Source organism: Streptomyces sp. NPDC037421 (assembly GCF_055602105.1).
Genome location: NZ_JBVJWV010000023.1, coordinates 43,444 through 67,534, shown reverse-complemented (window position 1 = coordinate 67,534; position 24,091 = coordinate 43,444). Strand labels below are relative to the sequence as shown.

23 protein-coding genes and 1 tRNA gene are annotated in these 24,091 nt (G+C 72.5%); 15 read left to right on the top strand and 9 right to left on the bottom strand.

The annotated features are described in order from the left end of the window. Nucleotides 1–50: 50 nt before the first annotated feature. From ACZ7IF_RS27585 to ACZ7IF_RS27565, 5 genes are read left to right on the top strand one after another with little or no spacing between them, the layout of a single operon-like run. Nucleotides 51–536, top strand: a complete 486-nt coding sequence (locus tag ACZ7IF_RS27585; RefSeq protein WP_470976474.1) for a DUF2563 family protein — start codon at nt 51–53, stop codon at nt 534–536. Continuing rightward, the gene (locus tag ACZ7IF_RS27580; protein ID WP_470976471.1) at nt 536–1,939 is read left to right on the top strand and encodes a WXG100 family type VII secretion target; all 1,404 of its coding nucleotides are present in this window, start codon (nt 536–538) and stop codon (nt 1,937–1,939) included. Before ACZ7IF_RS27585 ends, ACZ7IF_RS27580 begins: the two co-directional genes overlap by 1 nt. A 27-nt stretch (nt 1,940–1,966) precedes the next feature. Next, nucleotides 1,967–3,139, top strand: coding sequence for a type VII secretion-associated serine protease mycosin (gene mycP, locus ACZ7IF_RS27575; protein WP_470976468.1), 1,173 nt, complete (start codon nt 1,967–1,969; stop codon nt 3,137–3,139). Between the two features lie 26 nt (nt 3,140–3,165). Beyond that, nucleotides 3,166–3,585 carry a hypothetical protein gene (locus ACZ7IF_RS27570; RefSeq protein ID WP_470976466.1) on the top strand — a complete coding sequence of 140 codons (420 nt, stop codon included), beginning with the start codon at nt 3,166–3,168 and terminating at the stop codon, nt 3,583–3,585. Between the two features lie 15 nt (nt 3,586–3,600). Continuing rightward, a complete protein-coding gene (locus tag ACZ7IF_RS27565; RefSeq protein ID WP_470976463.1) occupies nt 3,601–5,952 on the top strand; it encodes a hypothetical protein in 2,352 nt (783 codons plus the stop codon). A 70-nt stretch (nt 5,953–6,022) separates the two neighbouring features. On the opposite strand, the gene ACZ7IF_RS27560 is transcribed toward ACZ7IF_RS27565, so the two are convergent. Further along, nucleotides 6,023–6,094, bottom strand: a tRNA-Cys gene (locus tag ACZ7IF_RS27560). A 183-nt stretch (nt 6,095–6,277) separates the two neighbouring features. On the opposite strand from ACZ7IF_RS27560, the gene ACZ7IF_RS27555 reads away from it, so the two are divergent. The 4 genes from ACZ7IF_RS27555 (at nt 6,278) to ACZ7IF_RS27540 (ending at nt 10,392) form a co-directional block, all read left to right on the top strand. Next, entirely contained in the window at nt 6,278–7,744 is a 1,467-nt protein-coding gene (locus ACZ7IF_RS27555; protein ID WP_470976461.1) for an MFS transporter, read from the top strand. A gap of 78 nt (nt 7,745–7,822) precedes the next feature. Continuing rightward, complete coding sequence (locus tag ACZ7IF_RS27550) at nt 7,823–8,029, top strand: hypothetical protein (RefSeq protein WP_470976458.1); 207 nt, start codon at nt 7,823–7,825, stop codon at nt 8,027–8,029. Next, nucleotides 8,026–8,421, top strand: coding sequence for a type II toxin-antitoxin system death-on-curing family toxin (locus ACZ7IF_RS27545; RefSeq protein WP_470976455.1), 396 nt, complete (start codon nt 8,026–8,028; stop codon nt 8,419–8,421). The genes ACZ7IF_RS27550 and ACZ7IF_RS27545 overlap by 4 nt, the downstream gene beginning before the upstream one ends. A 183-nt stretch (nt 8,422–8,604) precedes the next feature. Next, the gene (locus ACZ7IF_RS27540; RefSeq protein ID WP_470976453.1) at nt 8,605–10,392 is read left to right on the top strand and encodes a DEAD/DEAH box helicase; all 1,788 of its coding nucleotides are present in this window, start codon (nt 8,605–8,607) and stop codon (nt 10,390–10,392) included. Between the two features lie 73 nt (nt 10,393–10,465). Here the strand turns inward: ACZ7IF_RS27540 and ACZ7IF_RS27535 are convergent, their stop codons facing one another. Then, entirely contained in the window at nt 10,466–11,449 is a 984-nt protein-coding gene (locus ACZ7IF_RS27535) for a hypothetical protein (protein ID WP_470976450.1), read from the bottom strand. Between the two features lie 368 nt (nt 11,450–11,817). Between ACZ7IF_RS27535 and ACZ7IF_RS27530 the strand changes: the two genes are divergently transcribed. Together ACZ7IF_RS27530 and ACZ7IF_RS27525 are read left to right on the top strand one after the other, a co-directional pair. After that, the gene (locus ACZ7IF_RS27530) at nt 11,818–12,459 is read left to right on the top strand and encodes an IclR family transcriptional regulator (RefSeq protein WP_007264382.1); all 642 of its coding nucleotides are present in this window, start codon (nt 11,818–11,820) and stop codon (nt 12,457–12,459) included. Between the two features lie 54 nt (nt 12,460–12,513). Next, nucleotides 12,514–13,311 carry a S16 family serine protease gene (locus tag ACZ7IF_RS27525; RefSeq protein ID WP_470976447.1) on the top strand — a complete coding sequence of 266 codons (798 nt, stop codon included), beginning with the start codon at nt 12,514–12,516 and terminating at the stop codon, nt 13,309–13,311. Here the strand turns inward: ACZ7IF_RS27525 and ACZ7IF_RS27520 are convergent. The 4 genes from ACZ7IF_RS27520 to ACZ7IF_RS27505 all read right to left on the bottom strand — a co-directional run bounded on the left by ACZ7IF_RS27520 (nt 13,241) and on the right by ACZ7IF_RS27505 (nt 15,962). After that, a complete protein-coding gene (locus ACZ7IF_RS27520) occupies nt 13,241–14,536 on the bottom strand; it encodes an MFS transporter (RefSeq protein ID WP_470976444.1) in 1,296 nt (431 codons plus the stop codon). The genes ACZ7IF_RS27525 and ACZ7IF_RS27520 overlap by 71 nt on opposite strands. Further along, complete coding sequence (locus tag ACZ7IF_RS27515; RefSeq protein ID WP_470976441.1) at nt 14,533–14,757, bottom strand: hypothetical protein; 225 nt, start codon at nt 14,755–14,757, stop codon at nt 14,533–14,535. The genes ACZ7IF_RS27520 and ACZ7IF_RS27515 overlap by 4 nt, the downstream gene beginning before the upstream one ends. A gap of 37 nt (nt 14,758–14,794) precedes the next feature. Beyond that, nucleotides 14,795–15,403 carry an ArsR/SmtB family transcription factor gene (locus ACZ7IF_RS27510; protein WP_470976438.1) on the bottom strand — a complete coding sequence of 203 codons (609 nt, stop codon included), beginning with the start codon at nt 15,401–15,403 and terminating at the stop codon, nt 14,795–14,797. An 88-nt stretch (nt 15,404–15,491) separates the two neighbouring features. Continuing rightward, complete coding sequence (locus ACZ7IF_RS27505) at nt 15,492–15,962, bottom strand: Lrp/AsnC family transcriptional regulator (RefSeq protein WP_470976435.1); 471 nt, start codon at nt 15,960–15,962, stop codon at nt 15,492–15,494. Between the two features lie 129 nt (nt 15,963–16,091). Between ACZ7IF_RS27505 and hppD the strand changes: the two genes are divergently transcribed. Continuing rightward, nucleotides 16,092–17,237 carry a 4-hydroxyphenylpyruvate dioxygenase gene (gene hppD, locus ACZ7IF_RS27500; RefSeq protein WP_470976432.1) on the top strand — a complete coding sequence of 382 codons (1,146 nt, stop codon included), beginning with the start codon at nt 16,092–16,094 and terminating at the stop codon, nt 17,235–17,237. Nucleotides 17,238–17,401: 164 nt separating this feature from the next. Here the strand turns inward: hppD and ACZ7IF_RS27495 are convergent, their stop codons facing one another. Further along, nucleotides 17,402–18,919 (bottom strand): tetratricopeptide repeat protein, encoded by a 1,518-nt coding sequence (locus tag ACZ7IF_RS27495; protein WP_470976429.1) that lies wholly within the window; start codon nt 18,917–18,919, stop codon nt 17,402–17,404. Between the two features lie 96 nt (nt 18,920–19,015). Here ACZ7IF_RS27495 and ACZ7IF_RS27490 point away from each other — a divergent pair, with 96 nt between their 5' ends. Next, nucleotides 19,016–20,386 (top strand): FAD-binding oxidoreductase, encoded by a 1,371-nt coding sequence (locus tag ACZ7IF_RS27490; protein ID WP_470976426.1) that lies wholly within the window; start codon nt 19,016–19,018, stop codon nt 20,384–20,386. Between the two features lie 35 nt (nt 20,387–20,421). On the opposite strand, the gene ACZ7IF_RS27485 is transcribed toward ACZ7IF_RS27490, so the two are convergent. Further along, the gene (locus tag ACZ7IF_RS27485; protein WP_470976423.1) at nt 20,422–20,901 is read right to left on the bottom strand and encodes an SsgA family sporulation/cell division regulator; all 480 of its coding nucleotides are present in this window, start codon (nt 20,899–20,901) and stop codon (nt 20,422–20,424) included. Between the two features lie 290 nt (nt 20,902–21,191). Here ACZ7IF_RS27485 and ACZ7IF_RS27480 point away from each other — a divergent pair, with 290 nt between their 5' ends. Together ACZ7IF_RS27480 and ACZ7IF_RS27475 are read left to right on the top strand one after the other, a co-directional pair. Further along, nucleotides 21,192–22,724 carry an RDD family protein gene (locus tag ACZ7IF_RS27480; protein ID WP_470976420.1) on the top strand — a complete coding sequence of 511 codons (1,533 nt, stop codon included), beginning with the start codon at nt 21,192–21,194 and terminating at the stop codon, nt 22,722–22,724. Between the two features lie 77 nt (nt 22,725–22,801). After that, nucleotides 22,802–23,545: an RDD family protein gene (locus ACZ7IF_RS27475; protein WP_470976417.1), complete on the top strand. Its 744-nt coding sequence runs from the start codon at nt 22,802–22,804 to the stop codon at nt 23,543–23,545. Nucleotides 23,546–23,617: 72 nt separating this feature from the next. On the opposite strand, the gene ACZ7IF_RS27470 is transcribed toward ACZ7IF_RS27475, so the two are convergent. Beyond that, entirely contained in the window at nt 23,618–23,971 is a 354-nt protein-coding gene (locus tag ACZ7IF_RS27470; RefSeq protein ID WP_470976414.1) for a hypothetical protein, read from the bottom strand. Nucleotides 23,972–24,091 lie beyond the last annotated feature (120 nt).

The following is a 24,091-nucleotide window of genomic DNA, read 5'->3' as shown; positions in this document are numbered from 1 at the left end:
TAGAGTGGCGCGAGCGGGTGCGAACGGGGACGGGAGCGGGGGAGGGCATCGTGGCGGTGGACAACGCCGGTCCGGGGCTGCTGGGGGTGAACGTCGCCGGCGGTCTCGCGGACGCGGTGATGGCCCAGGCGAAGGCCCTTGAGGTCGAGTACGAGTCGCTGACCGACTACAAGAACCGGGTCGACGCGCTGCTGAAGACCCTCGACGGCTCGGAGGCGGACGCCGGGAAGCTGGCCCACGGCACCCTGCCGGCGGGCACCCTGGGCTCCGGCTTCGCGGAGGCGGACGCCCTGTTCAAGGCGTACACGACGGTCCACGGCGAGCTGCAGAAGCTGTCCGCGGGCCTGGCGGGCCAGATCGAGGCGCTGGGCATCGCCATCCTGACGGCGGGCAAGGGCTACGGCGGCGTGGACGAGGAGACCCAGGCCCGCATGCGGGCCCTCATCAAGGACTCGAAGGACGCCTACGTGCGGGACCGTGACCCGCTGGCCCGCGAGGAACACGCAGCCCGGCAGCAGGGCAAGGGCACGATCTGATGGCGACGACGAACTTCGAGGGCTACTCGCACGAGCAGCTGCTCGCGATGATCGCGTCCGTCAACCCGGAGACGGTCAAGGCGCGGGCGACGCAGCTGGCGGAGGCGGCGGCCGCGATCAAGGAGATCGGCAGCAGCCTCAAGAAGCACCAGGTCAAGGGCTGGGAGGGCGAAGCCGCCCATGCCTTCCAGGACTGGGTCAGCCGTGCGGGCAGCGCGACGCTGCTGCTGGCCGACTACAGCGAGGCGGGCAGCAAGTGGATGACGCATGCCGCGCAGACGATGATCGAGGTGAAGGCCAACACCCCGAAGTACGACACGGCGGCGGCGGAGAACCTTGAGTCGGCCCGCAAGTACCACAACGACCCGGACGCGCAGCGGATGGGCCAGACCGCCCACTCGAAGCTGAGCACGGACCACCAGCACGCGGTGCAGCAGCTGACGAAGCTGGCGCAGTCGTACGAGCAGTCGTCGGCGCAGATGAACAAGGCGGAGGTCCCGACGTTTCCGCCGCCGCCGGGGGTTTTTGCGCCGCAAGGCATTGGCAGCGAAGAGCTTTCCCGCAGCCGCGAGGGTAGTGGTTCTGGCGGAGTTTCCGGCTCAGGAGGTGCTGCACAAGCTTGGTGGGGCGGTGGCGGCTCCACTAGCGGGTCCGGCTGGACAGAGGCTCACCCTTCGGCTGACATCGAGTTGCCTTCTGCCAGCGGGTCTCCTATGCCTGCTGTGCCGAGCCTCCCGGGTCGCAACGTTGAGGTGGACCTCGACCATGTTGCGACCCTTCCGGATAAGACGCTTCCGTCAACACCGGGCTTGCCTGCGGTACCCGGCCCCAATGCCCCGGTTGCTAGCTGGAATCCGCCCAATGCTCCTCTCCCTCCAGTGGTGCTTCCGCCCACAGGCGGACCGACGCCAGCCACTCGGCCTCCTGTTGGCATCGGAGGGAAGGGCGGCGGCATCCCGACTCCTCCGCCACGTGACAGCGGGATCGTCGGTGGCATGCCGATTTCCACCGGTGGCCCCAGCGCAGGTATCCCGCGGGGGACGGTCATCGGCGCGGAAGGCCCGCATGCGGGTGGCCTCCGTGGGGTGCCCGGCATGATGGGTGGCGGGTTCGGAGGTCCACATGGCGCCCCAGGGGGTCCGGCAACTGGCCGACGACTGGCCATGGAGCAGGGTGGTGTTGTCGGTGGCCGGCAGGCCTCGGCGGGTGGCCAGCCGTTTACCCAGGGCGGTTCGGGTCTGGTGCGTGGGGCGAGCGTTAGCCCCATGGGCCACGGCGCCGTAACTTCCCAATCTCCGAGCAGGAGGAGTGGAGGTCAGGGGGGCGACCGCCCCGACTATCTGGCCGAGGACGAAGAGACCTGGCAGGGCAACCGTCGCGTTGTACCACCGGTGATCGACTGAGTGGAACGGAAGTTGCACAGGATGCGTATGCGCAAGGCGACCTCGGCCCTACTAGGTGTACTTCTAGCCGGAGTCGCCACGACGCCGGCGCATGCGCAGACGATCCGAGAGCAGCAATGGCATCTCGATGCCATGAAGGTCAACGACATTTGGAAGCTCACCACGGGCAAAGGAGTCACTGTCGCTGTCATTGACAGTGGCGTTGAGCGGATTCCAGAGCTGGAGGGCCAGGTTGTTCCCGGCAAGGACTTTGCGGCAGGCCAAAAGGGGTACAAGGGGGATGAGCGCACCGACTATGACAAGCACGGAACCACTATGGCTGCGCTGATCGCCGGTTCAGGAAAGCACCCAAGCGGTGACGGGGCATTCGGGCTGGCTCCAGGGGCAAAGATTCTCCCGATTCGGGTGCCGCACGAGTACAACGCAACAAGCCCGTCATGGACTGCGGCGATTAGGTACGCGGCCGACTCAGAGGCCAAGATCATCAACATCTCCATGGCCACAGCCGAGGATGATCCTGAGCGTCTCAAGGCCGTGAAGTACGCCCTTTCCAAGGGAAAGCTGATCTTTGCCGGTGTCGGCAATGATGGCGATACGACGAATCCGGTCCTCTACCCCGCCGCGACTCCCGGCGTGGTGGGTGTCGGAGCCGTTGGCTCGGACGGTGCTGCGACCAAGGAGTCCCAACACGGGCAGCAGGTTGACTTGTCGGCACCTGGCATTGAGCTTGTTACGGCCTGCGCGCGTGAAACAGGGCTGTGTACGAGCAGCGGCACGAGCGACGCCACCGCCCTAACATCGGCCTCCGCCGCCCTCCTCTGGTCCGCCCACCCCACCTGGACCAACAACCAGATCCTCCGCGTCCTCCTCAACACCGCCGGCAAGCCCGTCGACGGCGTGGAGCGCAACGACTACATCGGCTACGGCGTCGTCCGGCCCCGCGTCGCCCTCCCCACCCCCGGGGACCCCGGTCCGGCGGACGTGTACCCGCTGCCCGATCTCGCCGCCGCGGCAGCCAACGGTTCTCCGGGTCCCTCGACCGGGGGAAAGATCACCCCGAGCCCCCCGCCGCAGGCCGGCGCTGCGGTAGACAAGGGCGACGGCGGCGGCAACCCGCCCTGGATCGCCCTCGGGCTGGGGGCCTGCGTCCTCATCGGCGGGGCCGTGGCCGCAGTCGTCGTACGCCGGAGCAGCCGCTGACCTGAACCGACCGGGGAGCACACGGGATGTCCTTCGAGCAGGAGTGGTCCGCCGCACGGGCCACCGCCGCCGCCAACATCTCCACCCGCCTCAACCAGGCGGCAGCCCCCGGCGGAGCCACCGGCGCCGACCTCGCCCTCGACCAGGATCACATCGGCGCCATCGGCGGCGAGGCGTACAAGCTGCACTCCCGCCTCCAGGCGGACGGCCGGCACGCCGCCGGCGCCTCCGCCGAGGCCGCCGGCGCGCTGTCGCGCGAGGGCTTCGGCAGCGGGGCCGCGCTCGCCAGGGCGAACACCCGCTGGGAATCCCAGGTCAAGACCCTCGTCGCCGCCTGCGCGCAGATCTCCAACGGGCTGGACTACTCGCTCTCCTCCCACCGCAGGGACGAGCAGTGCCTCTACGCGGAGTTCACCTCCTCCAAGCTCGACGCGTACCTCAAGTAGCCGGAGGGCCGCGCCGTGCTGACGTACGAGAACGTGCTGAACGCCCCGATCGACAAGCTCGCCACCGCCATCCGCGACTGGCAGGCCATGGCCGCCAAGCTGGAGGAACTGGCCGAGGCCGCCCGCAACGGCATGAAGGCCAAGTCCGACAAGGCCGAATGGAGCGGGGTCACCGCGGGTGTGGCGCGGCCGTTCGTGGACAAGACGGCCAAGGAGTTCGAGGACGCCGCCAAGGAGGCCAAGGGCATCCACCAGGCCCTCGTCCAGGGCCACGACACCTTCAGGTCCTCCCGCGACCGGCTCAGGAAGATCGCCGAGGAGGAGGCCCCCGCAGCGGGGTTCCGGGTCGACGGGAAGGGGAAGGTCGAGGCCTTGCCCCTGGTCACCGACGCCGACCGAGAGGCGGCGCGCCACGACCCCGACTACCAGGAGTCCCTCCGCGTCAACCGGCCGCTGTGGCAGGCGAAGGTGGATGCGGCCGTCGATGCGTGCGACGACGTGGACCGGTCCCTCGCCCGCCTCCTCAACGCCAACGTCGCCGACGACCACGACTTCACCGCCCCGAAGTACGCCGGCCTCACCGCCGAACAGGCCGGCCGCGCGACCGGCCTCGCCCGCAAGGGCCGCGACCTCTCGCACGCCGAGCTGGCGGAGCTGAACGAGCTGCTGGCCGACAACTCCAGGAAGCCGGAGTTCTCCACCGCCTTCTACGGGAACCTCGGGCCCAAGGGCGCGCTCCAGTTCTTCGGCACCATGGCGACCGACACCCACGAGTACGGCAGGCTCGACCAGCAGCGCCTGGCGGACGTCCAGGAGCTCCAGAAGAACCTGGGCCTCAACCTGGCCACCGCCACCCGCTCAACGGCCGAACCGCACCTGCCCGACAGCTACGCGCAGGAGCTGCGCAGGCTCGGCACCCAGCAGATCCCCCTCGGGCGGTTCGAGCAGAACCCGCCGTACGGGTACCAGCTGCTCGGCGGGATCATGCGCCACGGGAACTACGACCCCAGGTTCCTGGTCCCCATCGCCGAGCACGCGACGCAGATCCACGCCAAGGACCCGGACTTCTTCAACCGGGGCCGGCAGCTGAACGGCTACGGCAAGAACATGCTGAACCCCTCCGGGATCAACGGCGCCGGCTACGACCCGGTGGTCGGGTTCCTGGAGGCGATGGGCCACAGCCCGGCGGCCGCGGCCGAGTTCTTCGACCCGGAGCGGCGGCCCCTCCACGCCTACGACCGGGACGGCTCCGAGAAGTCCGGCGCTCCAGACTTGGGCAAGGACGCGACGGGGAGGCCGATCACCAACTACCTCGACTTCTTCGGCAACGCCAAGTACCACCACACCATCGATATGGAGGGCACGAACTTCGACGACCTGAACGAGGTCCGCAAGTACGTGCCCGACGCCCTCGGACACGCGCTGGAGGCGGCGACCCTCGGACATGCCTGGGACGATCCCGGGCCAGGGCTCGACCGGACCGAGACCGGGGCCCGGGTCATGGGGGCGGTAGCCGCGAAGTACGGCGGCGATGCCGGACTGCTCATGGACCAGGAGGTGCTCGCCGACAGCCTGGGTCACATGACCGCCGGGTACATCGACGACATCAACCAGGCACTCGACGAGAACGAGGGCGAGAGCGTGTTCGCACCCCGCGAGGGTGACGGACAGGCGCACCTGGCAATCGATCGCGGAACGGCACGTGACCTGCTGTCCGCCGTCGGGCAGCACCCCGACGCCTACGCCACGGTGACCACCGCCGAGCGGGTCTACTCGGCAGGCGTCCTGGAAGGCCAGGCGGCGCACGACGGCACGATCGACGAGGGCCGGGCCCGGTCGGTGATCCGCACGAGTGCCGAGGCGCAGGGCATCCTCGACGAATCCCGTGCGGAGCAGGTCCGAGGGGTCGGCGAGAAGAAGCACGCGGCGTACGAGAAGGCGCACGAGCGGAGCTCCCACTGGGTCGAGTTCGGCACCACCGCCGCCATTGCCGCAGGTGTGGCCTTCCTGCCCGCGACGGCCGCCGCGGCCGGAGCCGCGGCGGTCGTCGTCCCCCTGGCCGTGGACACCGGCAGCGGTGCCGTGGAGCAGGCCGCCTCGGGTGTCATCGGAGAGTGGTCCGACGAGACCAAGGAGAAGCACAAGGACAAGATCGATGGTGAGACGCACGACTCCAGCAAGGCGATGTTCCAGGCCGGTGAGCACAGCGCCGAGGCGCCCATGAGGCACTTCATGAAGCGTCACGACATCGATCCCAACGGCGATTTCGGCAATGACCTCATCGAGGCGGCGCGAGTCGGGTACGGCTCCGGAAACTCCATCGCGCGGCAGCAGGGCCACGAAGCGCAGACTGAGGACGCCACGTGAGCCCGGGACGCGTACGCGCGCCGAAGGCCGTCCAGGGCCTCTCGGCGCCGGACGGCCTTCGGTTCCGCGGAAGCCGTGACCGGAATCGAACCGGCGTAACTCGCTTTGCAGGCGAGTCCCTCAACCACTCGGGCACACGGCTGGGTGTGTGGTGACGAGTACGAACGTACGGGGGGCCGCGGGGCGGGGGGAAGGGCGGCGCGGGGGCTGCAATGTGACTGCCATGCCGCGTTCACAAGGGCTCGCGGACCTAGGTCGTGCGGCCGAGGCGGGATCGGTCGAAATGACAGGGGCGAGAGTGGGATGTGGACCTTACTCTGGGGCGATGAGCGCCCTTGAACCCCGGATAACCGAGACCGCCGCCGCCCCGCCGCCGCAGGGCGGCATTCTCGGGCCGGCGTACCGGACGCTCAGCGTCGGGATCATCTCCGTGATCTTCCTGATCGCCTTCGAGGCCACCGCCGTCGGGACCGCGATGCCCGTCGCCGCGCGGGAGCTGGACGGGATCGGGCTCTACGCCTTCGGGTTCTCCGCGTACTTCACCACCAGCCTCTTCGCCATGGTTCTGTCCGGCCAGTGGGCCGACCGGCAGGGGCCGCTGAGGCCGCTGACGGTGGGGATCGGGGCCTTCGCCGCCGGGCTGGTGTGTTCCGGGACCGCGCAGCTGATGGGGGTGTTCGTCCTCGGGCGGGCGGTGCAGGGGTTCGGGGGCGGGCTGGTGATCGTCGCCCTGTACGTGGTGATCAGCCGGGCCTACGAGGAGCGGCTGCGACCCGCGATCATGGCGGCCTTCGCCGCGAGCTGGGTGGTGCCGTCGATCGTCGGGCCGCTGGCCGCGGGGACGGTGACCGAGCACCTGGGCTGGCGGTGGGTGTTCCTCGGGATCCCGGTCCTGGTCGTGGTGCCGCTGCTGGTGGCCCTGCCGGCGATACGGAGGACCGCGTCCGGGCCGGTGGACCCCGCCTCGCCCGTCGCGTTCGACCGGAGGCGGATCCGGCTGGCCCTCGGGATCTCGCTGGGTGCCGGGCTGCTCCAGTACGCCGCCCAGGACCTGCGGTGGCTGTCGCTGCTGCCCGGCGTCGCGGGCGCGGCCCTGCTGGTGCCGGCGGTGCTGGGACTGCTGCCGCGCGGGACGTACCTGGCGCGGCGCGGGCTGCCGTCGGTGGTGCTGCTGCGCGGGGTGGCGGCGGGGTCGTTCATCGGCGCCGAGAGCTTCGTGCCGCTGATGCTGGTCACCCAGCGGGGGCTGAGCCCGACCCTGGCCGGGTTCTCGCTCGCGCTCGGCGGGGTGACGTGGGCCGCCGGTTCGTGGGTGCAGTCGCTGGGGCGTACGGCGCCGTACCGCGAGCGGCTCATGGTGCTCGGCATGGTGATGGTGGCCTTCGCCATCGCGGCGGCCCCGGCCGTGCTCGTGGAGTCCGTGCCCGTGTGGACCCTGGCCCTCGCCTGGGGGGTGGGCTGCCTCGGCATGGGGCTGGTGATCGGTTCGACGAGCGTGCTGCTGCTGAAGCTGTCCGCGCCGGAGGAGGCGGGCGCGAACTCCGCCGCGCTGCAGATCTCGGACGCCCTGGCGAACGTGGTGCTGCTGGCGGCCGGGGGCGCCGCGTTCGCCGCGCTGGGCGGGGGAGCGGTGGGCGAGGCACACGCGGCCGCCTCGGACGGGGCCGCCGCCTCGCACCCGGCGGCGTTCCTGGTGGTGTTCCTGCCGATGGCCTGCGTGGCCCTGGTGGGGGCGTGGGTGGCGACCCGGCTGGACCCGGTGCCGGAGAAGGCCGACCCCGCCGGGGCCTGAGCCGGCCCGGAGCCCCGAGCCCGCCCGGGCCCGGAAAAGGGTGTGGGCCGGCCCGCTCCCGCTGGTTACGCTCCGCTCGTGAACCCGAACGAGCTGACCCTGCGGATCTCCGACGCCGAGCGCGCCGAGCTGGCCGACCTCGCCGACGCGACCGCCGCCACCCCCGAGGCCCTGGCGCTGGAAGCCGTACGGGCGCTCCTGAGCCGGGAGCGCGTGCGCGTCGGGGCGGAGGCCGCGCGGCTGGCGGAGCGGCACGCCGGACTGCTGAAGCGGCTCGGGCGGTGAGCGCCGCCGCCCCGGTCCGGCACCTGACCCTCGCCGAGGTCCTGGACCTCGCCCGGCACGCCTGCCTGGCCCAGGACCAGCCCGTGGAGCTGCGCGCCCCCGGGCTGTTGGAGTCGGCGGTGCACCGGCCCCGGGCCCGCATGTTCGGGACCCCGGCCTACGAGGACCCGTACGAGCAGGCCGCGGCGCTGCTGCACGGCATCGCCGTGAACCACCCCCTCGTCGACGGGAACAAGCGCACGGCCTGGCTCGCCGCCGCGACCTTCCTCGCCGTGAACGGGATGGACCTCGCCGACGCCGACCAGGACCTCGCGTACGACCTGGTCGTCGACGTCGCGGCCGGCCGCGAGTCCGATCTCGCCTTGATCGCCGGGCGGTTGCGCTCACTGTGACGTGTGCACGGCGGACGGTGTGCGGGCGGATGTGACGCTCGCCGCACCCGCCGAGGTCACGGGCCTGTCCCTCCGCGAGGGGCGGGCCCGCGCCGGTAAGGTGGCCCGGTTGTCCTACGTACGACCACGTCGGCGAGGACGGCCACGACTGCCACGACCGCCGAGAGCAACGAACCGGAGACCGTGACTACTACCGCCTCCCACCACCTCTCACCCGCCTTCCCCGGCCGTGCCCCGTGGGGTACCGCCAGCAAGCTGCGAGCCTGGCAGCAGGGTGCGCTCGACAAGTACGTCCAGACCCAGCCGCGGGACTTCCTCGCGGTCGCCACCCCCGGCGCCGGCAAGACCACCTTCGCGCTCACCCTCGCCTCCTGGCTGCTGCACCACCACGTGGTCCAGCAGGTGACCGTGGTCGCGCCGACCGAGCACCTGAAGAAGCAGTGGGCCGAAGCGGCCGCCCGGATAGGCATCCGGCTCGACCCGGAGTATTCGGCCGGACCGCTGAGCAAGGACTACCACGGGGTCGCCGTCACCTACGCGGGCGTCGGCGTACGCCCGATGCTGCACCGCAACCGCTGCGAGCAGCGCAAGACCCTGGTGATCCTCGACGAGATCCACCACGCCGGCGACTCGAAGTCCTGGGGCGAGGCCTGCCTGGAGGCCTTCGACCCGGCGACCCGGCGCCTGGCCCTGACCGGTACGCCCTTCCGGTCCGACACCAACCCGATCCCCTTCGTCACGTACGAGGAGGGGAACGACGGGATCCGGCGGTCCTCCGCCGACTACACCTACGGCTACGGCAACGCCCTCGGCGACGGCGTCGTCCGGCCCGTGATCTTCCTGTCCTACAGCGGCAACATGCGCTGGCGCACCAAGGCCGGCGACGAGATCGAGGCCCGCCTCGGCGAGCCGATGACCAAGGACGCCATCTCGCAGGCCTGGCGCACGGCGCTGGACCCGCGCGGCGACTGGATGCCGAACGTGCTGCGCGCCGCCGACCAGCGCCTCACGGAGGTCAGGAAGGGCATCCCGGACGCCGGCGGGCTCGTCATCGCAGCCGATCAGGACGCGGCGCGCGCGTACGCGAAGCTGATCCGGGAGATCACCGGGACCAAGCCGACCGTCGTGCTCTCCGACGACACCGGCGCCTCGAAGAACATCGACACGTTCAGCGCGAACGACGACCGCTGGATGGTCGCGGTCCGCATGGTGTCCGAGGGCGTCGACGTACCGCGCCTCGCGGTGGGCGTGTACGCGACGACGATCTCGACCCCGCTGTTCTTCGCGCAGGCGGTCGGGCGCTTCGTGCGATCGCGCAGGCGCGGCGAGACGGCGTCCGTGTTCCTTCCGACGATCCCCTACCTCCTCGGCTTCGCGAACGAGATGGAGGTCGAGCGCGACCACGTCCTCGACCGGCCGAAGAAGGCGGGCGAGGACGACGACCCGTACGCCGAGTCCGAGAAGGAGATGGAGGAGGCGAACCGGCAGGAGGACGAGGACACCGGCGAGGACGAGCAGATGTCCTTCGAGGCCCTCGAATCCGACGCCGTCTTCGACCGGGTGCTGTACGACGGCGCCGAGTTCGGCATGCAGGCGCACCCGGGCAGCGAGGAGGAGCAGGACTACCTCGGCATCCCGGGGCTGCTGGAGCCGGACCAGGTGCAGCTGCTGCTGCAGAAGCGGCAGTCGCGGCAGATCGCGCACAGCCGCCGCAAGCCCGACTCCGAGGCGGACCTGCTGGAGCTGCCGGCCGACCGGCGGCCGGTGGTCTCGCACAAGGAGCTGCTGGAGCTGCGGAAGTCGCTGAACACGATGGTGGGCGCGTACGTCCACCAGAGCGGGAAGCCGCACGGGGTGATCCACACGGAGCTGCGCCGGGTGTGCGGCGGGCCGCCGAGCGCGGAGGCGACGGCGGGGCAGCTGAAGGAGCGGATCAAGAAGGTGCAGGAGTGGGCCACCCGGATGCGGTGAGCCGCTTCTGAGAACGCGGAACGGGGTCCGTGCGCAGGTGCGCACGGACCCCGTTCTCGTGGGGCCTTACCGCTTAGACGGTCTGGCGGCGACGCTTGCCGGTGCCGGCGACCAGGGCCGCACCCATGGCGAGCGCCACACCGCCGGCGCCGAGCGCCCAGCTGGTGGCGGCGTCGGTACCGGTCTCGGCGAGCTCGCCGCCGGTGTTGGTGCTGCCGCCGGTGTTGCCGGAGCCGGTGTTGGTGTCGACGATCGGCGTGGTGGTGCCGCCGCCGTTCGGCTTGGTGTTGTTGTTGCCGCCGGTGTTGCCGCCGGTGTTGCCACCGGTGTTGCCGCCGGTGTTGCCGCCCCCGGTGGAGCTCTTGACGATCTTCGACTCGACGACGGCCGTGTCGGAGAAGACGTCCTCGTCCACGTTGCTGCCGCCGGCACCGATGACGGCGATGTTGCCGGTCGGGGCGCCCGCGGCGAACTTGACGCGGAGCTGGAGGCTCAGCTTGCCGGCCGGGATCTGGATGTCGTCGGTCAGCAGCGCGATGACGGCGCCGTCCTGGCCTTCGAGGTCCACGTCGTGCCAGGCGCCCTGGTGGAAGATCTGGACCTTGACGTCCTTGGCCTGAAGCTTCTCGGCCTCGTCGGCGACGGCCAGGACGAGCACGTAGCTGTCCTGCGCCTTGCCCTTCGAGTTGTCGACCGAGTAGGTCAGGTTGGTCCAGTCGCCGCCCGCCTTGAAGGCGCTCGGGACACCGTTGATGCCGAGGACCGGACCGGTGGCGACCAGGTCCTCGTCCTCGTCCTCGACCTGCGGCGCGGGGGCCGGGGCCGGCTTGGCCGGGGTCTCGGCGGCGGGCTTGGCCGGGGCCGGCGCGGGGGCCGGCTTCTCCGCGGCGGGCTTCGCCGGGGTCTCGGCGGCGGGCGCGGCGTCGTCCTTCGGAGCCGCGTCGGGCGTCGTGACGGCCGGGGTCTGGGCCTCGTCCGCCATGGCGGGCGTGGCCATGAGGACCGTCGGACCGACGACAGCGGCGGCGGCCACGACGGCCATGCGCTTCAGCTTCACTGTTGCTTCTCTCCCCTTGGTATGCGTCCGGGGCACGTTGCGCCCCGCCCCCCCAACATCTTTTTGAACACGATCAGAGTAATGGCCGCGTAAACCGATTTTCGGCCACGGGACATTACGAATCGATACAGCCCCGTTCAGAAAAGGGCTTAAACCGGCAGTAGGCGCCCGGATTCTGGACGAGGCCTTTCGCTCAGCGGACTCGCTCGCTACTGTCCCCGCATCGAACGCCCCGTGGCAGCGCCGCCGCGGGAGCGCAGCCGGTGCCTTGGCCGCTACCGGCGGCCTCTCCGTGCGTCGCCGAGGGACCGGCAGCGCTGCACCGCGTGGGAGTCACCGCCGCCCACCTATACAGAGGGAGAGGCGTCGTGACCGCGGAAACCTCCCAGACGCTCGACCGGGGACTCAGAGTCCTCAAGCTGCTCGCCGACACCGACCACGGTCTGACCGTCACCGAGCTCTCCAACCGCCTCGGTGTCAACCGCACCGTGGTCTACCGCCTGCTCGCCACGCTGGAGCAGCACGCCCTGGTCCGCCGCGACCTCGGCGGCCGGGCCCGCGTCGGGCTCGGTGTGCTGCGCCTGGGCCGGCAGGTCCACCCGCTCGTGCGCGAGGCGGCCCTGCCCGCGCTGCGTTCCCTCGCCGAGGACATCGGGGCCACCGCGCACCTGACCCTCGTCGACGGCACCGAGGCCCTCGCCGTGGCCGTCGTGGAGCCCACCTGGACCGACTACCACGTCGCCTACCGGGCCGGCTTCCGCCACCCGCTGGACCGCGGCGCGGCCGGCCGGGCCATCCTGGCCGCCCGTCAGGGCTCGCTCATCGAGCCCGGCTACACCCTGACCCACGGCGAGCTGGAGGCGGGCGCCAGCGGCGCCGCCGCACCGCTCGTCGGCATCACCGGACTGGAGGGCAGCGTCGGCGTCGTGATGCTGGCCGACGCCGTGCCGGAGCGGGTCGGGCCCCGCGTGGTCGACGCCGCCCGCGAGGTCGCCGACGCCCTGCGCTGAGCGGCGCGGACGCGGACGGCGCGGGCCGGGCGGCCCGGTCGGTAGATTGGCCGGGTGCTCTCTCGCCTCACACGTCTGCCGCGTCCCGCCGCCCTGGCCGTCTGCGCCGCGCCCGTCCTCGGGCTGTTCGCCGTCGCGGCCCTCGCACCGCTGCCCTTCGTGGTGGCCGTGCCGGGCCCCACGGCCGACGTACTGGGCTCCGACCAGGGCAAGCCGGTGATCACCGTCACCGGCGCCCCGGTGCGGGACACCAAGGGCCAGCTCCGCATGACCACCATCCGGGCGACCGGGCCCTCCTCGACGATGAAGCTGTCCGAGCTGATCGGCCACTGGTTCAAGACCGACCAGGCGGTCATGCCCCGGGAGTCGGTGTATCCCTCGGGCGGGAGCGACAAGCAGATCGAGGAGCACAACCTGGAGGAAATGGCCCAGTCGCAGTCGGCCGCCGCGGCCGCCGCCCTCGGCTACCTCAAGAAGGACCCCAAGGACATCAAGGTCCAGCTCAACCTCGCCGACGTCGGCGGCCCGAGCGCCGGACTCCTCTTCACCCTCGGCATCGTCGACAAGATCGACGGCGACGGCAGCGGCGGCGAACTCACCGGCGGCCGCAGCATCGCCGGTACGGGCACCATCAGTGCCGACGGAACGGTCGGCGCCGTCGGCGGCGTGGGCCTGAAGACGCAGGCCGCGCGCCGCGACGGGGCGACCGTGTTCCTCGTACCGAAGGCGGAGTGCTCGGACGCGAAGTCCGAGCTCCCCGAAGGGCTCCAGCTGATCCCCGTCACTTCGCTGACGGACGCGGTGAACTCCCTGCGGGCGCTGAACCGGAGTGAGAACGTTCCGTCCTGCTGACGGAGGTCTTCCTGTCGAGGCCGCGCCAGGACGGGAACACCAGCGGGGTCAGCGTCGCCAGCAGGTAGACGCCGGCGAAGGCCAGGAGGGCCGGGGTCACGCCGAAGCCGTCGACCAGCAGGCCCGCCGCGAGGCCGCCCATCGGCATGGCCAGCTCGCCGCCCGCCATGCTCACGCTGGAGACCCGGCTGCGCAGCTCCTCCGGCACCAGCTCGGAGATGACGGTGGTCAGGATCGGGTTGAGCACGCCCGCGCCCAGGCCGGCCAGGGCCATGGTCACCGCGAGGGGCAGCGGGGTGTCGGTGACGGCGGCGACCACGTAGCGGGTTGCCCCCGAGGCGAGGAAGGCGCCCGCGAAGACCGCCCGGCGGGGGAAGCGCTCGCCCCAGGCCCCGTAGAGCAGGGCCCCGAGCAGTGCGAAGCCGCCGAAGAGGGAGACCATCAGGCCGAGGGTGGTGGCGCCGCCGAGGTCCTCGCGGCCGTGGACCGGGAGGAGCACGGAGGACCAGCCCTGGTCCAGGCCGTTGGTCACCATCACCATGAGGGTGATGCCCAGCAGGAGCCGTGAGCGGGTCAGGAACCGCCAGCCTTCGGCCAGTTCGGTGCGGTACGCGGCGAACGAGGGCTTCTCCGTGGCGCGTTGGGGTTCCGCGGCCGGGACCCCGCGCAGGAAGGCGGAGACCAGGAGGGCGGACGCGGCGAAGGTGGCCGCGTCCATGAGGAGCACGGTCTCGGCGCCGAGGACCGTGACGAGTACGCCCGCCACCGCGGCGCCGATCATCCGGGCGCCGCGCGAGACGGCGTCGTAGAGGCTGGCCGCCCGGGCGACGGTGGTGCCGGCGTGCTCGGCGAGGCTGGGCAGCAGGACGTAGCGGGCGGTCAGGCCCGGGGTGTGCACGAGGCCGCTGACGGCCATCAGCGCGCACAGCAGCCAGAAGTCCAGGAGCCCCGCGTAGTGGAGGAGGGGGATCGCCCCGACCGACACGGCGCAGATCGCGTCGGAGGCCGCGGAGACCCGGCGGCGGCCGATCCGGTCGATGACCGGGCCGCCGATCAGGGCGGCGACGACGACCGGGAGGGTGGCGCAGAAGGCGACGACCCCGGCCCGGCCGGCGCTTCCCGTGGTCTGGAGCACGAACCACGGGACGCCGATCAGGGTGAGCGAACTGCCCGCGATGGAAATCGTGTTGGCGGCCAGGACCGCCGCGAAGGGGCGCCGGCTCATGCGGCGTGGTGCCGCACGCGGGCGTGGGCGGGGGCCGGCCGTATCAGGCGGGTGCCGACGGTGACCAGGGCCTCGCCCAGCCGGTTGCGCAGGGAGGGCAGGGAGGGCAGGGCGGGGGAGCCGGCGGGGGCGGCCTCCCGGGCCAGGTGCCGGGCGGCGGCCTCGGCGGCCAGCTCGATGGTGCGGGCGGCGTGTATCTGGGCGTGCTGGAAGGCGTGCATGGCAGAACTCCTTCTGGAAGTACGCGGGATGGGGCCGTTACGAGTGGTTGCGGCGCGGGAAGGCGTGCGTGTGGAGGCGGACCGTCTGCGCGCCCTCGGCCTCGGGCAGGTCGCGGTAGCTGTTGACCAGCTCGTGCATCTTGTGGATCAGCTCGTGGCTCTGGGCGGGCGTCAGGGACAGGGTGAAGTCGCTGAGGTCCGACGAAGCGCGCCACTCCTTGGGCCAGTTGTGGGCTTCGCCGAGCCAGGAGGTGATCTCCTGGGCGTGGATCGTCGCGATCTCGTGGAGGAAGGTGTCGGCGGCGCCGCGCGTCTCCGGGTCGCCGTCGTCGTACATCAGGGACTCGTCGAAGGCCGTGCCCTCGTGGGCCGCCCGCCACCAGCGCTCGCGGCCCTTGCCGTACCCGGGAGCGTCCTCGACGAAGCCGTGCACGGCGAGCTGGCGCAGGTGGTAGCTGGTCGAGCCGCTGGACTCGCCGAGCCGCTCCGCCAGCTGGGAGGCCGTGGCCGGGCCGCTCATGCGCAGGGCGCGCAGCAGCTGTATGCGCAGGGGGTGGGCGAGGCCCCGCAGGGAGCGGGAGTCCAGCGTCCGGACCTTGGGCTGGCGCGGCTGCTCCTGAGGGGCTTCGGCGTTCTTTTCGGGCATGCCTCAACCGTAGAGTTGCAAAGGTTTCTCTGCAAGGGTTTCTTTGCAACGTTTTCTTTGGAACTCCGGGGCCGGGGGGAGGGCGGGCTCAGCTGTCCGCGGCCGCCTGTTCCACCAGCGGGATGATCCGCAGCGGTACCGGGTTCTCCATGACGATCGCCGTCGACGCCCGCACGATCCCCTCGAAGCCGACCACCCGGTCGATGACCCGCTGGAGGTCGGCGTTCGACCGCGCCACGAGCCGGCACAGCATGTCCCCGTGCCCCGTGGTCGTGTGCAGCTCCAGCACCTCCGGGACGCCCGAGAGGTGGGCCCGTACGTCCGCCCCCTGCCCCTGCTTGATCTCCAGGGTGGCGAAGGCCGTCACCGGATACCCCAGCGCCGTCGGGTCCACCTGCGGGCCGAAGCCGCGGATGACCCCGCTGGACTGGAGCCGGTCCAGGCGCGCCTGCACCGTGCCGCGGGCCACCCCGAGCCGGCGCGAGGCCTCCAGGACCCCGATCCGGGGCTCGCGCGCCAGCAGGACGATGAGGCGGCCGTCGAGTTCGTCGATGCCCATGGAAGCCTTCCCCGGATCGGCTGGTCATACTGCACAGATCTCTCAGCCATGCTCGGCCTTCGCTGGGCGTTCTGTACAGCGGAAATGGAAACTATTGCGCAGCTTGTGGAAGCGCGGGAATCTGCGCTCATGACTGAGACCCTGGACACCACCCCGCAGACCGCGCGTGAGGCAGACCCCTTCCCGGTGAAGGGCATGGACGCGGTCGTCTTCGCCGTCGGCAACGCCAAGCAGGCCGCGCACTACTACTCGACCGCCTTCGGCATGAAGCTCGTGGCCTACTCCGGACCGGAGAACGGCAGCCGCGAGACCGCCAGCTACGTCCTGACCAACGGCTCCGCGCGGTTCGTCCTGACCTCGGTCATCAAGGCGACCACCGACCACGGCCGCTTCCTGGCCGAGCACGTCGCCGAGCACGGCGACGGCGTCATCGACCTCGCCATCGAGGTCCCGGACGTCCGCGCCGCCTACGCGTACGCCGTCGAGCAGGGCGCGCGCGGCCTGGACGAGCCGTACGAGGTCAAGGACGAGAACGGCACCGTCGTGCTCGCCGCCATCGCCACCTACGGCCAGACCCGCCACACCCTGGTCGAGCGCGTCGACTACACCGGCCCCTACCTGCCCGGCTACACGGCCGTCGAGCCGATGGTGGCCCCGCCGGCCAAGCGGACCTTCCAGGCGATCGACCACTGCGTCGGCAACGTCGAGCTGGGCCGCATGAACGAGTGGGTCGCGTTCTACAACAAGGTCATGGGCTTCACGAACATGAAGGAGTTCGTGGGCGACGACATCGCGACCGAGTACTCGGCGCTGATGTCGAAGGTCGTCGCGGACGGCACCAAGAAGGTGAAGTTCCCGATCAACGAGCCGGCGATCGCGAAGAAGAAGTCGCAGATCGACGAGTACCTGGAGTTCTACAACGGCCCGGGCGTCCAGCACATCGCGCTGGCCTCGAACGACATCGTCGCGACCGTGCGCACGATGCGGGCCGCGGGCGTGGAGTTCCTGTCCGTGCCGGACGCCTACTACGACACCCTCGGCGAGTGGGTCGGCGACACGCGCGTGCCGATCGACGAGCTGCGCGAGCTGAAGATCCTCGCGGACCGGGACGAGGACGGCTACCTGCTGCAGATCTTCACCAAGCCGGTGCAGGACCGTCCGACGGTGTTCTTCGAGATCATCGAGCGGCACGGGTCGATGGGCTTCGGCAAGGGCAACTTCAAGGCGCTGTTCGAGGCGATCGAGCGGGAGCAGGAGAAGCGGGGCAACCTGTAGCCCGCCTGGCTTCGGGCCCGGTGCGGCTCCGCCGGTCGCCTCCGGCGGGGCCGCCGCCGCCCTGGCCGGGCGCGGTAGCGCCGTGTCCGTGGCCGCGCCCGGCGACTGAGGGCGAGAACGGTTGAAGGGCGGGGTAGGGGCCCGGCCCCGCGCAGCGGGCCGGGCTACGTCCCGGCGGAGGGGGACTTCGGCTTCGGGGCCGCCGCGGGCTTCGGCTTCTGCGCCGCAGGCCTCGGCTTCGGGAGTTCCGGCGCCACCCACGGAGTGCGGGGCTGCATGTTCTCCGGTCCGCCCGCGGGGGGCTGGCCGATCGACGCCAGGGCCTGCTTCGCCAGCGGGCCCCGGACCGGGGAGAACACCGGGTTCGTGCGCAGCGCCGTCTGCAGGCTCCGGCGGGCCGCCGCCTCGTCGCCCAGCCCGCGCTCGATCACCGCCCGGTGGTAGGAGAAGTCGGCGTTCCGCAGCCCGAGATCCGTCGCCTTCTTCGCGTACTCCAGCGCCTGCGCGTCCTCACCGCCCTTGTGCAGCGCCCACCCCAGCGCGTCGGCCACCTGCACGCTCTTGTGCCGCGTCCACTCCGCCGACAGGCGGCGTACCGCCTGTGCCGGATCGCCGTGGTCCGCCTCGTACAGGCCGAGGACGACCTCCTCGTTGACCCCGTTCGCGCCGCCCGCCGCCGCCAGTACGGCGAGGGAGCGGTACTGCGCCCGGGCCTCCTCCGGCCGCTCCAGCGAGTCCAGCAGCTCGCCCAGCTCCAGAGCCAGCCGCGGCACCGGGGTACGGCCCAGCGCCAGCCGGTAGTCCCGCACGGCCTCCCCGCCCCGCCCCAGCGCGGCCAGCGCCCTGGCCCGGCCGCCCAGCGCCTCGCCCTGCGCCGGGTCGGTGCGCAGCGCGGCCTCGTGCTGGCGCAGCGCCTCGGCCGGGTCACCGCGCTCCCACGCCAGCTCCCCGAGCCGGAACAGCACGTAGGCCTTCTCCGCCGGGGACTTCGCCTCCCCGCCCGCCGCCTCCAGCGCCACCACCGCGTCCTCGCGCCAGCCCCGGTCGCGGTACACCTGGGCCGCCCTCAGGTGCGCGGCCAGGCCCGGCCTGAGCTCCATCAGCCGGTCCATCGCCCGCTGCGCGGCCTTGTAGTCGCCGAGGCCCGTGTACGCGTCCACGAGGACCGGGTACGCCGTCCAGCGCCGCGGCGCCTGCGCCCGCACCAGCTCGCCCCACTTCCGCGCCGTCGCGAAGTCGCGCCGGGCACCGGCCAGCGCGCCCATGCCCGTCATCGCGTCGAAGTTGCCCTTCTCGGCGGGGCGGACCTCCAGCGACCGCTTCAGCGCCTTCTCCGCCTTCGGGTACCAGGCGGAATCGGCCGTCCGCCGGGCCTGTTCCAGGTACGCCGAGCCGAGCACCGCCCACGAAGCGTCGTCGTCGGCGTGCGTGGCGACCCACTTCTCCCGGTCGGCCACCAGCGCCGTCAGGTCCACCGCCGCCGCGGGGGCGCCCATGCCCACCGCCGACGCGGCCCGTTCGCTCGGCCCCGGCGGGCGCGCGTCGTCGCCGGTACGGGCCGGGCGGATCAGCAGGGCCCCGGCGATCAGGACCACCGCGACCGCGGCCGCCACGACCGTCTTGCGTCCGGTGAAGGTCACGGGCGGCGCGGGCTGCTGGGATTGCTCGTCGAAACCGTGCATGCGCTCACTGTGCGTCAATATGAAGAGCCCGCCGAGGTGTCCGAAGCCGGTCGCGGCCGTGTTCACACCGATGGCCCCGGCTGTCACGGTGGCCCCATGACTGACGATCTCATCGTGCGACTCGGCGAAGGACTCCCGTCCGAGGCACTGCTGACCGACCCTCAGGTCACCGCCTCCTACGCCCGCGACACGGCCGGCTTCTGCGCCGCCGGCACCCCGGCCGCCGTCGTCCTGCCGCGGACGGTGGAGCAGGTGCGGCACGTCATGCGCACCGCCACCGCCCTACGGGTCCCCGTGGTCCCGCAGGGCGCCCGTACGGGCCTCTCCGGGGCCGCCAACGCCTCCGAGGGCTGCATCGTGCTGTCCCTCGTCAAGATGGACCGGATCCTGGAGATATCCACCGTCGACCGGATCGCCGTCGTCGAGCCGGGCGTGGTCAACGCGGTCCTCTCCCGGGCCGTCGCCGAACGGGGCCTCCACTACCCCCCCGACCCCTCCAGCTGGGAGCAGTGCACCATCGGCGGCAACATCGGCACCGCGTCCGGCGGGCTGTGCTGCGTGAAGTACGGGGTCACCGCCGAGTACGTGCTCGGGCTGGACGTGGTCCTGGCCGACGGGCGGCTGCTGCGCACGGGGCGGCGTACCGCCAAGGGCGTCGCCGGGTACGACCTGACGCGGCTGTTCGTCGGCTCCGAGGGCACGCTCGGGGTGGTGGTCGGGGCCGTCCTCGCGCTGCGGCCGGCGCCGCCCCGGCAGCTGGCGCTCGCCGCCGAGTTCCCCTCGGTCGCGGCCGCCTGCGAGGCCGTGTGCGCCGTCATGGAGGCGGGCCTGACGCCCTCGCTGCTGGAACTGATGGACCGTACGACCGTCCGCGCCGTCAACGCCCTCGGGAAGATGGGCCTGCCCGAGAGCACGGAGGCGCTGCTGCTGGCCGCCTTCGACACCCCGGACGCGCCCGCCGATCTGGAGGCCGTCGGCAGGCTCTGCGCCGCCGCCGGGGCGGGCGCCGTCGTACCCGCCGAGGACGAGGCGGAGTCGGAACTGCTGCTCCGGGCCCGCCGGATGTCCCTCACCGCCCTGGAGGCGCTCCGGCCGGCGACGATGATCGACGACGTGTGCGTGCCGCGGTCGCGGCTCGCCGAGATGCTGGACGGGACGGCCGCCATCGCCGGGGCGTACGACCTCCTCATCGGCGTCTGCGCGCACGCCGGCGACGGCAACACCCACCCGGTGGTCTGCTTCGACCCCGCCGACGAGGACGAGACGCGGCGGGCCCGCGAGTCCTTCGACGAGATCATGGCCCTGGGGCTGTCCCTGGGCGGGACGATCACCGGGGAGCACGGGGTGGGGGTGCTGAAGAAGGAGTGGCTGGCCCGTGAACTCGGCCCGGTCGGGCTGGAGATGCAGCGAACCGTCAAGCAGGCCTTCGACCCGCTCGGGCTGCTGAACCCCGGCAAGCTCTTCTGAGGTCCCGGTCCCGCCGTACGGGTCGCCGGTCCCGGTCACAGGTCACCGTCCGCGGACTCGTCCGAGGGCCACGGGTCGCGCAGCCACAGCTCGTCGGCGGGGGTGGGGGTGAGCAGTGCGGCCAGGGCGTCGTCCAGGCCGAGCCGCTCCGCCTCCGTGCCCGGCGGGACCACGCGCAGGGTGCGCTCCAGCCAGGCCGACACCGAGCCGGCCGGGGCCTCCAGGAGGGCGTCACCGTCGGGGGAGTTCAGTGCCATGCACAGGACGGACTGGCTGTCGATCTTCGTGGGCCAGATCCGGACGTCTCCGTGGCCGCACGGGCGGAACACCCCCTCGACGAGCAGCTCGCGGGCGAAGGTCCAGTTGACCGGGGTGCTGGAGCCGGTGTGGAAGGTGACGTGGACGGCGTAGGGGTCGTCGGTCAGGTACAGCAGCTTCGCGGGGACGGGGATGCTGCGCTCGGGGGACAGGACCAGCTTCAGTTCGAGTTCGCGCTCGATGACGGGGTGGTGCATCGCGGCCTCACTTCGGTGCGTTCGTCTGCGGACGCGGGGCGGTTCTCGCCCCGCACTGGGAGAGAGCCCCCTCGTGCCCGGGTATGACGCGGGTTTCCGCACCGAATGTCAGGTTGGCCGAAACCTGTCGGGTGACCGGAATCCGTCGGCTGGGGTGGGGGCGGGGCGAGGTTCGCCCGAACGCTTGGAATCTCCCGTTACCGGACCTGCCGGGCGGGGGTTCTTGGCTATGGTCCTCCCCTTGGGTCCTCCCCTGCACAAGCCTCAAGCCACGATCGGAGTTGGGGACATTGACGGCCTCCCCTGGTGACGGAGAGCACGCGGCCCGCGAGGGCTACTACCCCGACCCGTCCATCCCCGGGTACGTCCGGTACTGGAACGGCGCGTCCTGGGTTCCGGGTACGAGCCGTCCTGCCGTTCCCGCCGCCGTTCGGGTGGAGGAGACGGGGCCGGTCTTCCTGGACGAGACATCGATGACGGAGGCCCTGCGGGACCCGGGCCCGACGCCGCAGCCCCCGGCCGGCTGGGGGTCCGCCGGCCACGGCGGTGCCGGGGCGGGCCGGGCCCGGGACTCCGCCCCGGGCCCCGCGTGGGGCTCCGGCCCGCGGGCGGCCGACGGACCGGAGCCGGACCACGCCCCGGCCCGGGACTGGGGTTCCGGGGCGGACGCGGGTGGCGGCCCGGGCGGCGGCGGGCCCGGTGCCGGGGAGGGGCGGGGGCAGGGCGGGTGGCAGGTCGATCCCGTGCACCAGGCCGGCTTCGGCGGGCCCCGCGACGCGCGGGTCTCCTGGGGCGACCCGGCGGAGTCCGAGCCCGCCCGGCCCGCCGGGATCTCCCTGGCCCGGCCCGCTGCCGCTGCCGCAGGCACCGCGCAGCGGCTCCCGGCGCAGGCCGCCGCCGAGAGCGTCGGGATCCTGTCGGCCCGCCCGCCGGCCTGGCCCGACGCCCCGGGTGCCGGCGCGTCGGGCCTCACCTCCAGCTGGCCGGAGGCCGCCCCGGAAGCCCCGCCGCAGCGCTCGCAGCCGCAGCCGCAGCCGGCGACGGTGCGCCGGACCCCCGAGCCGGTACGGGCCCCCGAGCCGGTACGGGCCCCCGAGCCGGTACGGGCCCCCGAGCCGGAGCGCCGGGCCCCCGAGCCGGTGTGCGCCCCCGAGCCGGAGCGCCGCGCCCCCCGGGCGCACGAGGGACCCGCGCCCTCGCGGTCCCGCGCGGCCGCTCCCGTACCCCGGCCGGAGGCACCGGCACCCGAGCCCCCGCAGTCCCGCGCGGCATCCCCCGTCCCCCCGCCGGAGGCACAGGCGCCGGCGGCCGCCCGGGAGGACGGCCGGGCCGTCTTCGAGCGGATGGCGGAGCGGGCCGTGCGGCCCGCCGGGCTGGGGCGGCGGGGGGTGGCACGGGTGCTGGACTCCCTCGTGCTCGCCGCCGTCGCCGCGGCCGTCGCGGTGCCCGTCGTACCCCGGGTGACGGCCCATCTGGAGGCGAAGGTCGACGCCGCCCGGGCGAGCGGGCGCACCACCACCGTGTACCTGCTCGACGCCACCACCGCCGGGCACCTGGGTGTCGTACTCGGTGCCGTGCTGCTCTTCGGCGTCCTCTACGAGGCCCTGCCCACCGCCCGTTGGGGCCGCACGCCGGGCAAGAAGCTGCTCGGTGTGCGCGTGCTGTCCACCGCCACCCTGCGCCCGCCCACCTTCGGGGCGGCCCTGCGCCGCTGGCTCGTGTACGCCTTCCTGGGGCTGCCGGGCAGCTTGTGGTGCCTGGTGGACCGCCCCCGCAGGCGGGCCTGGCACGACCGGGCGGCCGGGACGTTCGTGACGCGCTGACCGGGCCGGTGCCCGACCGTGCCCCGGACGGACGCGGCCGCGTTGCGGGGCGGGCGGAGCCGGGTTCGACTCGGGCCATGAGCACCGACCAGCCGCCGCCGGGCGACCGGCCCGAGGACGACCCGTTCCTCAAGAAGCCCCAGGAGCCGACGCCTCCGTCGGGCGGTTCGCCGTACGGCTCGCCGCCGCCCGGTGGCGGCGGCTACCCCCCGCCCCCGCCCCCACCCCCCGGCGGCGGCGGGGGATACCCGCCTCCGCCTCCGCCCCCGCCCCCGTACGGCGGCGGGCCCGGGGACCCGTACGGCGGCGGTGGCGGTTACGGCATGCCCGATCCGCTCGCCGGGATGCCCCCGCTCGCCGACTTCGGCAAGCGGCTCGTCGCTCGCGTGATCGACACGCTGATCGTCGGCGTACCGCTGTTCCTCATCCAACTGCCCTTCGGCACCCGGCGGTACGCCGTGGACACCGACAAGGGCGAGGACGTCACCGAGGTCATCACGAAGTCGTACGGCGGCACGGGCCTGCTGTGGACGCTGATCGCGATCGTCGCGTACGTCGGCTACGACTGGTGGTTCACGCACAAGAACGGCCAGACCGTCGGCAAGAAGGCCATGGGTCTGCGCGTCGCGATGCTCAACGACGGCAGCGTGCCGCCGTCCGGCGCCGCGCTCGGCCGCGGCGCCGTGCTCTGGGTGCCGACGCTGGTGTGCTGCTTCTGCCTGTGGCCGCTCGCGCTGATCGTGTCGATGCTCGTCGACAAGCCGTACCGGCAGGGGCTCCACGACAAGGTGGCCAAGACGGTGGTGGTCACCTCGACCTGAGCCGAAGTCCTACGAGGGCACGCGCGGGCGGCCGACCCCGGTGGGGGGGCGGCCGCCCGCGCCGGTGTCCGGTCAGTGGTGGACGGGGTGGTCCGCGGAGGCCGTCCGGGGCCCGGGCACCCGGGAGCCGCCCGCCCCCGCCGCCGGCCCGCCCCGCGCGGCGGAACCCCCGGCGGACCCCCCGCCGGAACCCCCGGCGGGCTCGCCCGCAGCCGCCTGCGCACCGCCCCGCCGCGCCGCGTGCCGGCCCCGCCGCCGCGGGATCGGCACGGTGAGCGCGACCAGCAGCCCGAGGGCGAGCGCGGCGGCGGAGATGACCGCGACTCCGATCCCGGTGCTCGTCTGCGAGAGCAGCAGCATGGCGATCGTCGACACGACGACGGTGGCGGAGCCGTAGGCGAGCTGTGCGGCAGTCGGACGCGGCATGGCGTTTTCCGTCCTCAAGGCGTGGAGGGGGGAGTCGCATCGACAGTTCGCGCACGCGTCAAGTGACTCCCGTAGGGGATGCCCGGACGGAGCAACAGGTAAGCGTGACCTTACCCACGG

What these genes read in the sequence shown, in the direction of transcription:
- ACZ7IF_RS27580 (WP_470976471.1), top strand. Translation starts at nt 536, where the DNA reads ATGGCGACGACGAACTTCGAGGGCTACTCGCACGAGCAGCTGCTCGCG.
- mycP (WP_470976468.1), top strand. Translation starts at nt 1,967, where the DNA reads ATGCGCAAGGCGACCTCGGCCCTACTAGGTGTACTTCTAGCCGGAGTC.
- ACZ7IF_RS27570 (WP_470976466.1), top strand. Translation starts at nt 3,166, where the DNA reads ATGTCCTTCGAGCAGGAGTGGTCCGCCGCACGGGCCACCGCCGCCGCC.
- ACZ7IF_RS27555 (WP_470976461.1), top strand. Translation starts at nt 6,278, where the DNA reads ATGAGCGCCCTTGAACCCCGGATAACCGAGACCGCCGCCGCCCCGCCG.
- ACZ7IF_RS27520 (WP_470976444.1), bottom strand. Translation starts at nt 14,536, where the DNA reads ATGAGCCGGCGCCCCTTCGCGGCGGTCCTGGCCGCCAACACGATTTCC.
- ACZ7IF_RS27515 (WP_470976441.1), bottom strand. Translation starts at nt 14,757, where the DNA reads ATGCACGCCTTCCAGCACGCCCAGATACACGCCGCCCGCACCATCGAG.
- ACZ7IF_RS27510 (WP_470976438.1), bottom strand. Translation starts at nt 15,403, where the DNA reads ATGCCCGAAAAGAACGCCGAAGCCCCTCAGGAGCAGCCGCGCCAGCCC.
- ACZ7IF_RS27505 (WP_470976435.1), bottom strand. Translation starts at nt 15,962, where the DNA reads ATGGGCATCGACGAACTCGACGGCCGCCTCATCGTCCTGCTGGCGCGC.
- hppD (WP_470976432.1), top strand. Translation starts at nt 16,092, where the DNA reads ATGACTGAGACCCTGGACACCACCCCGCAGACCGCGCGTGAGGCAGAC.
- ACZ7IF_RS27495 (WP_470976429.1), bottom strand. Translation starts at nt 18,919, where the DNA reads ATGCACGGTTTCGACGAGCAATCCCAGCAGCCCGCGCCGCCCGTGACC.
- ACZ7IF_RS27490 (WP_470976426.1), top strand. Translation starts at nt 19,016, where the DNA reads ATGACTGACGATCTCATCGTGCGACTCGGCGAAGGACTCCCGTCCGAG.
- ACZ7IF_RS27485 (WP_470976423.1), bottom strand. Translation starts at nt 20,901, where the DNA reads ATGCACCACCCCGTCATCGAGCGCGAACTCGAACTGAAGCTGGTCCTG.
- ACZ7IF_RS27475 (WP_470976417.1), top strand. Translation starts at nt 22,802, where the DNA reads ATGAGCACCGACCAGCCGCCGCCGGGCGACCGGCCCGAGGACGACCCG.
- ACZ7IF_RS27470 (WP_470976414.1), bottom strand. Translation starts at nt 23,971, where the DNA reads ATGCCGCGTCCGACTGCCGCACAGCTCGCCTACGGCTCCGCCACCGTC.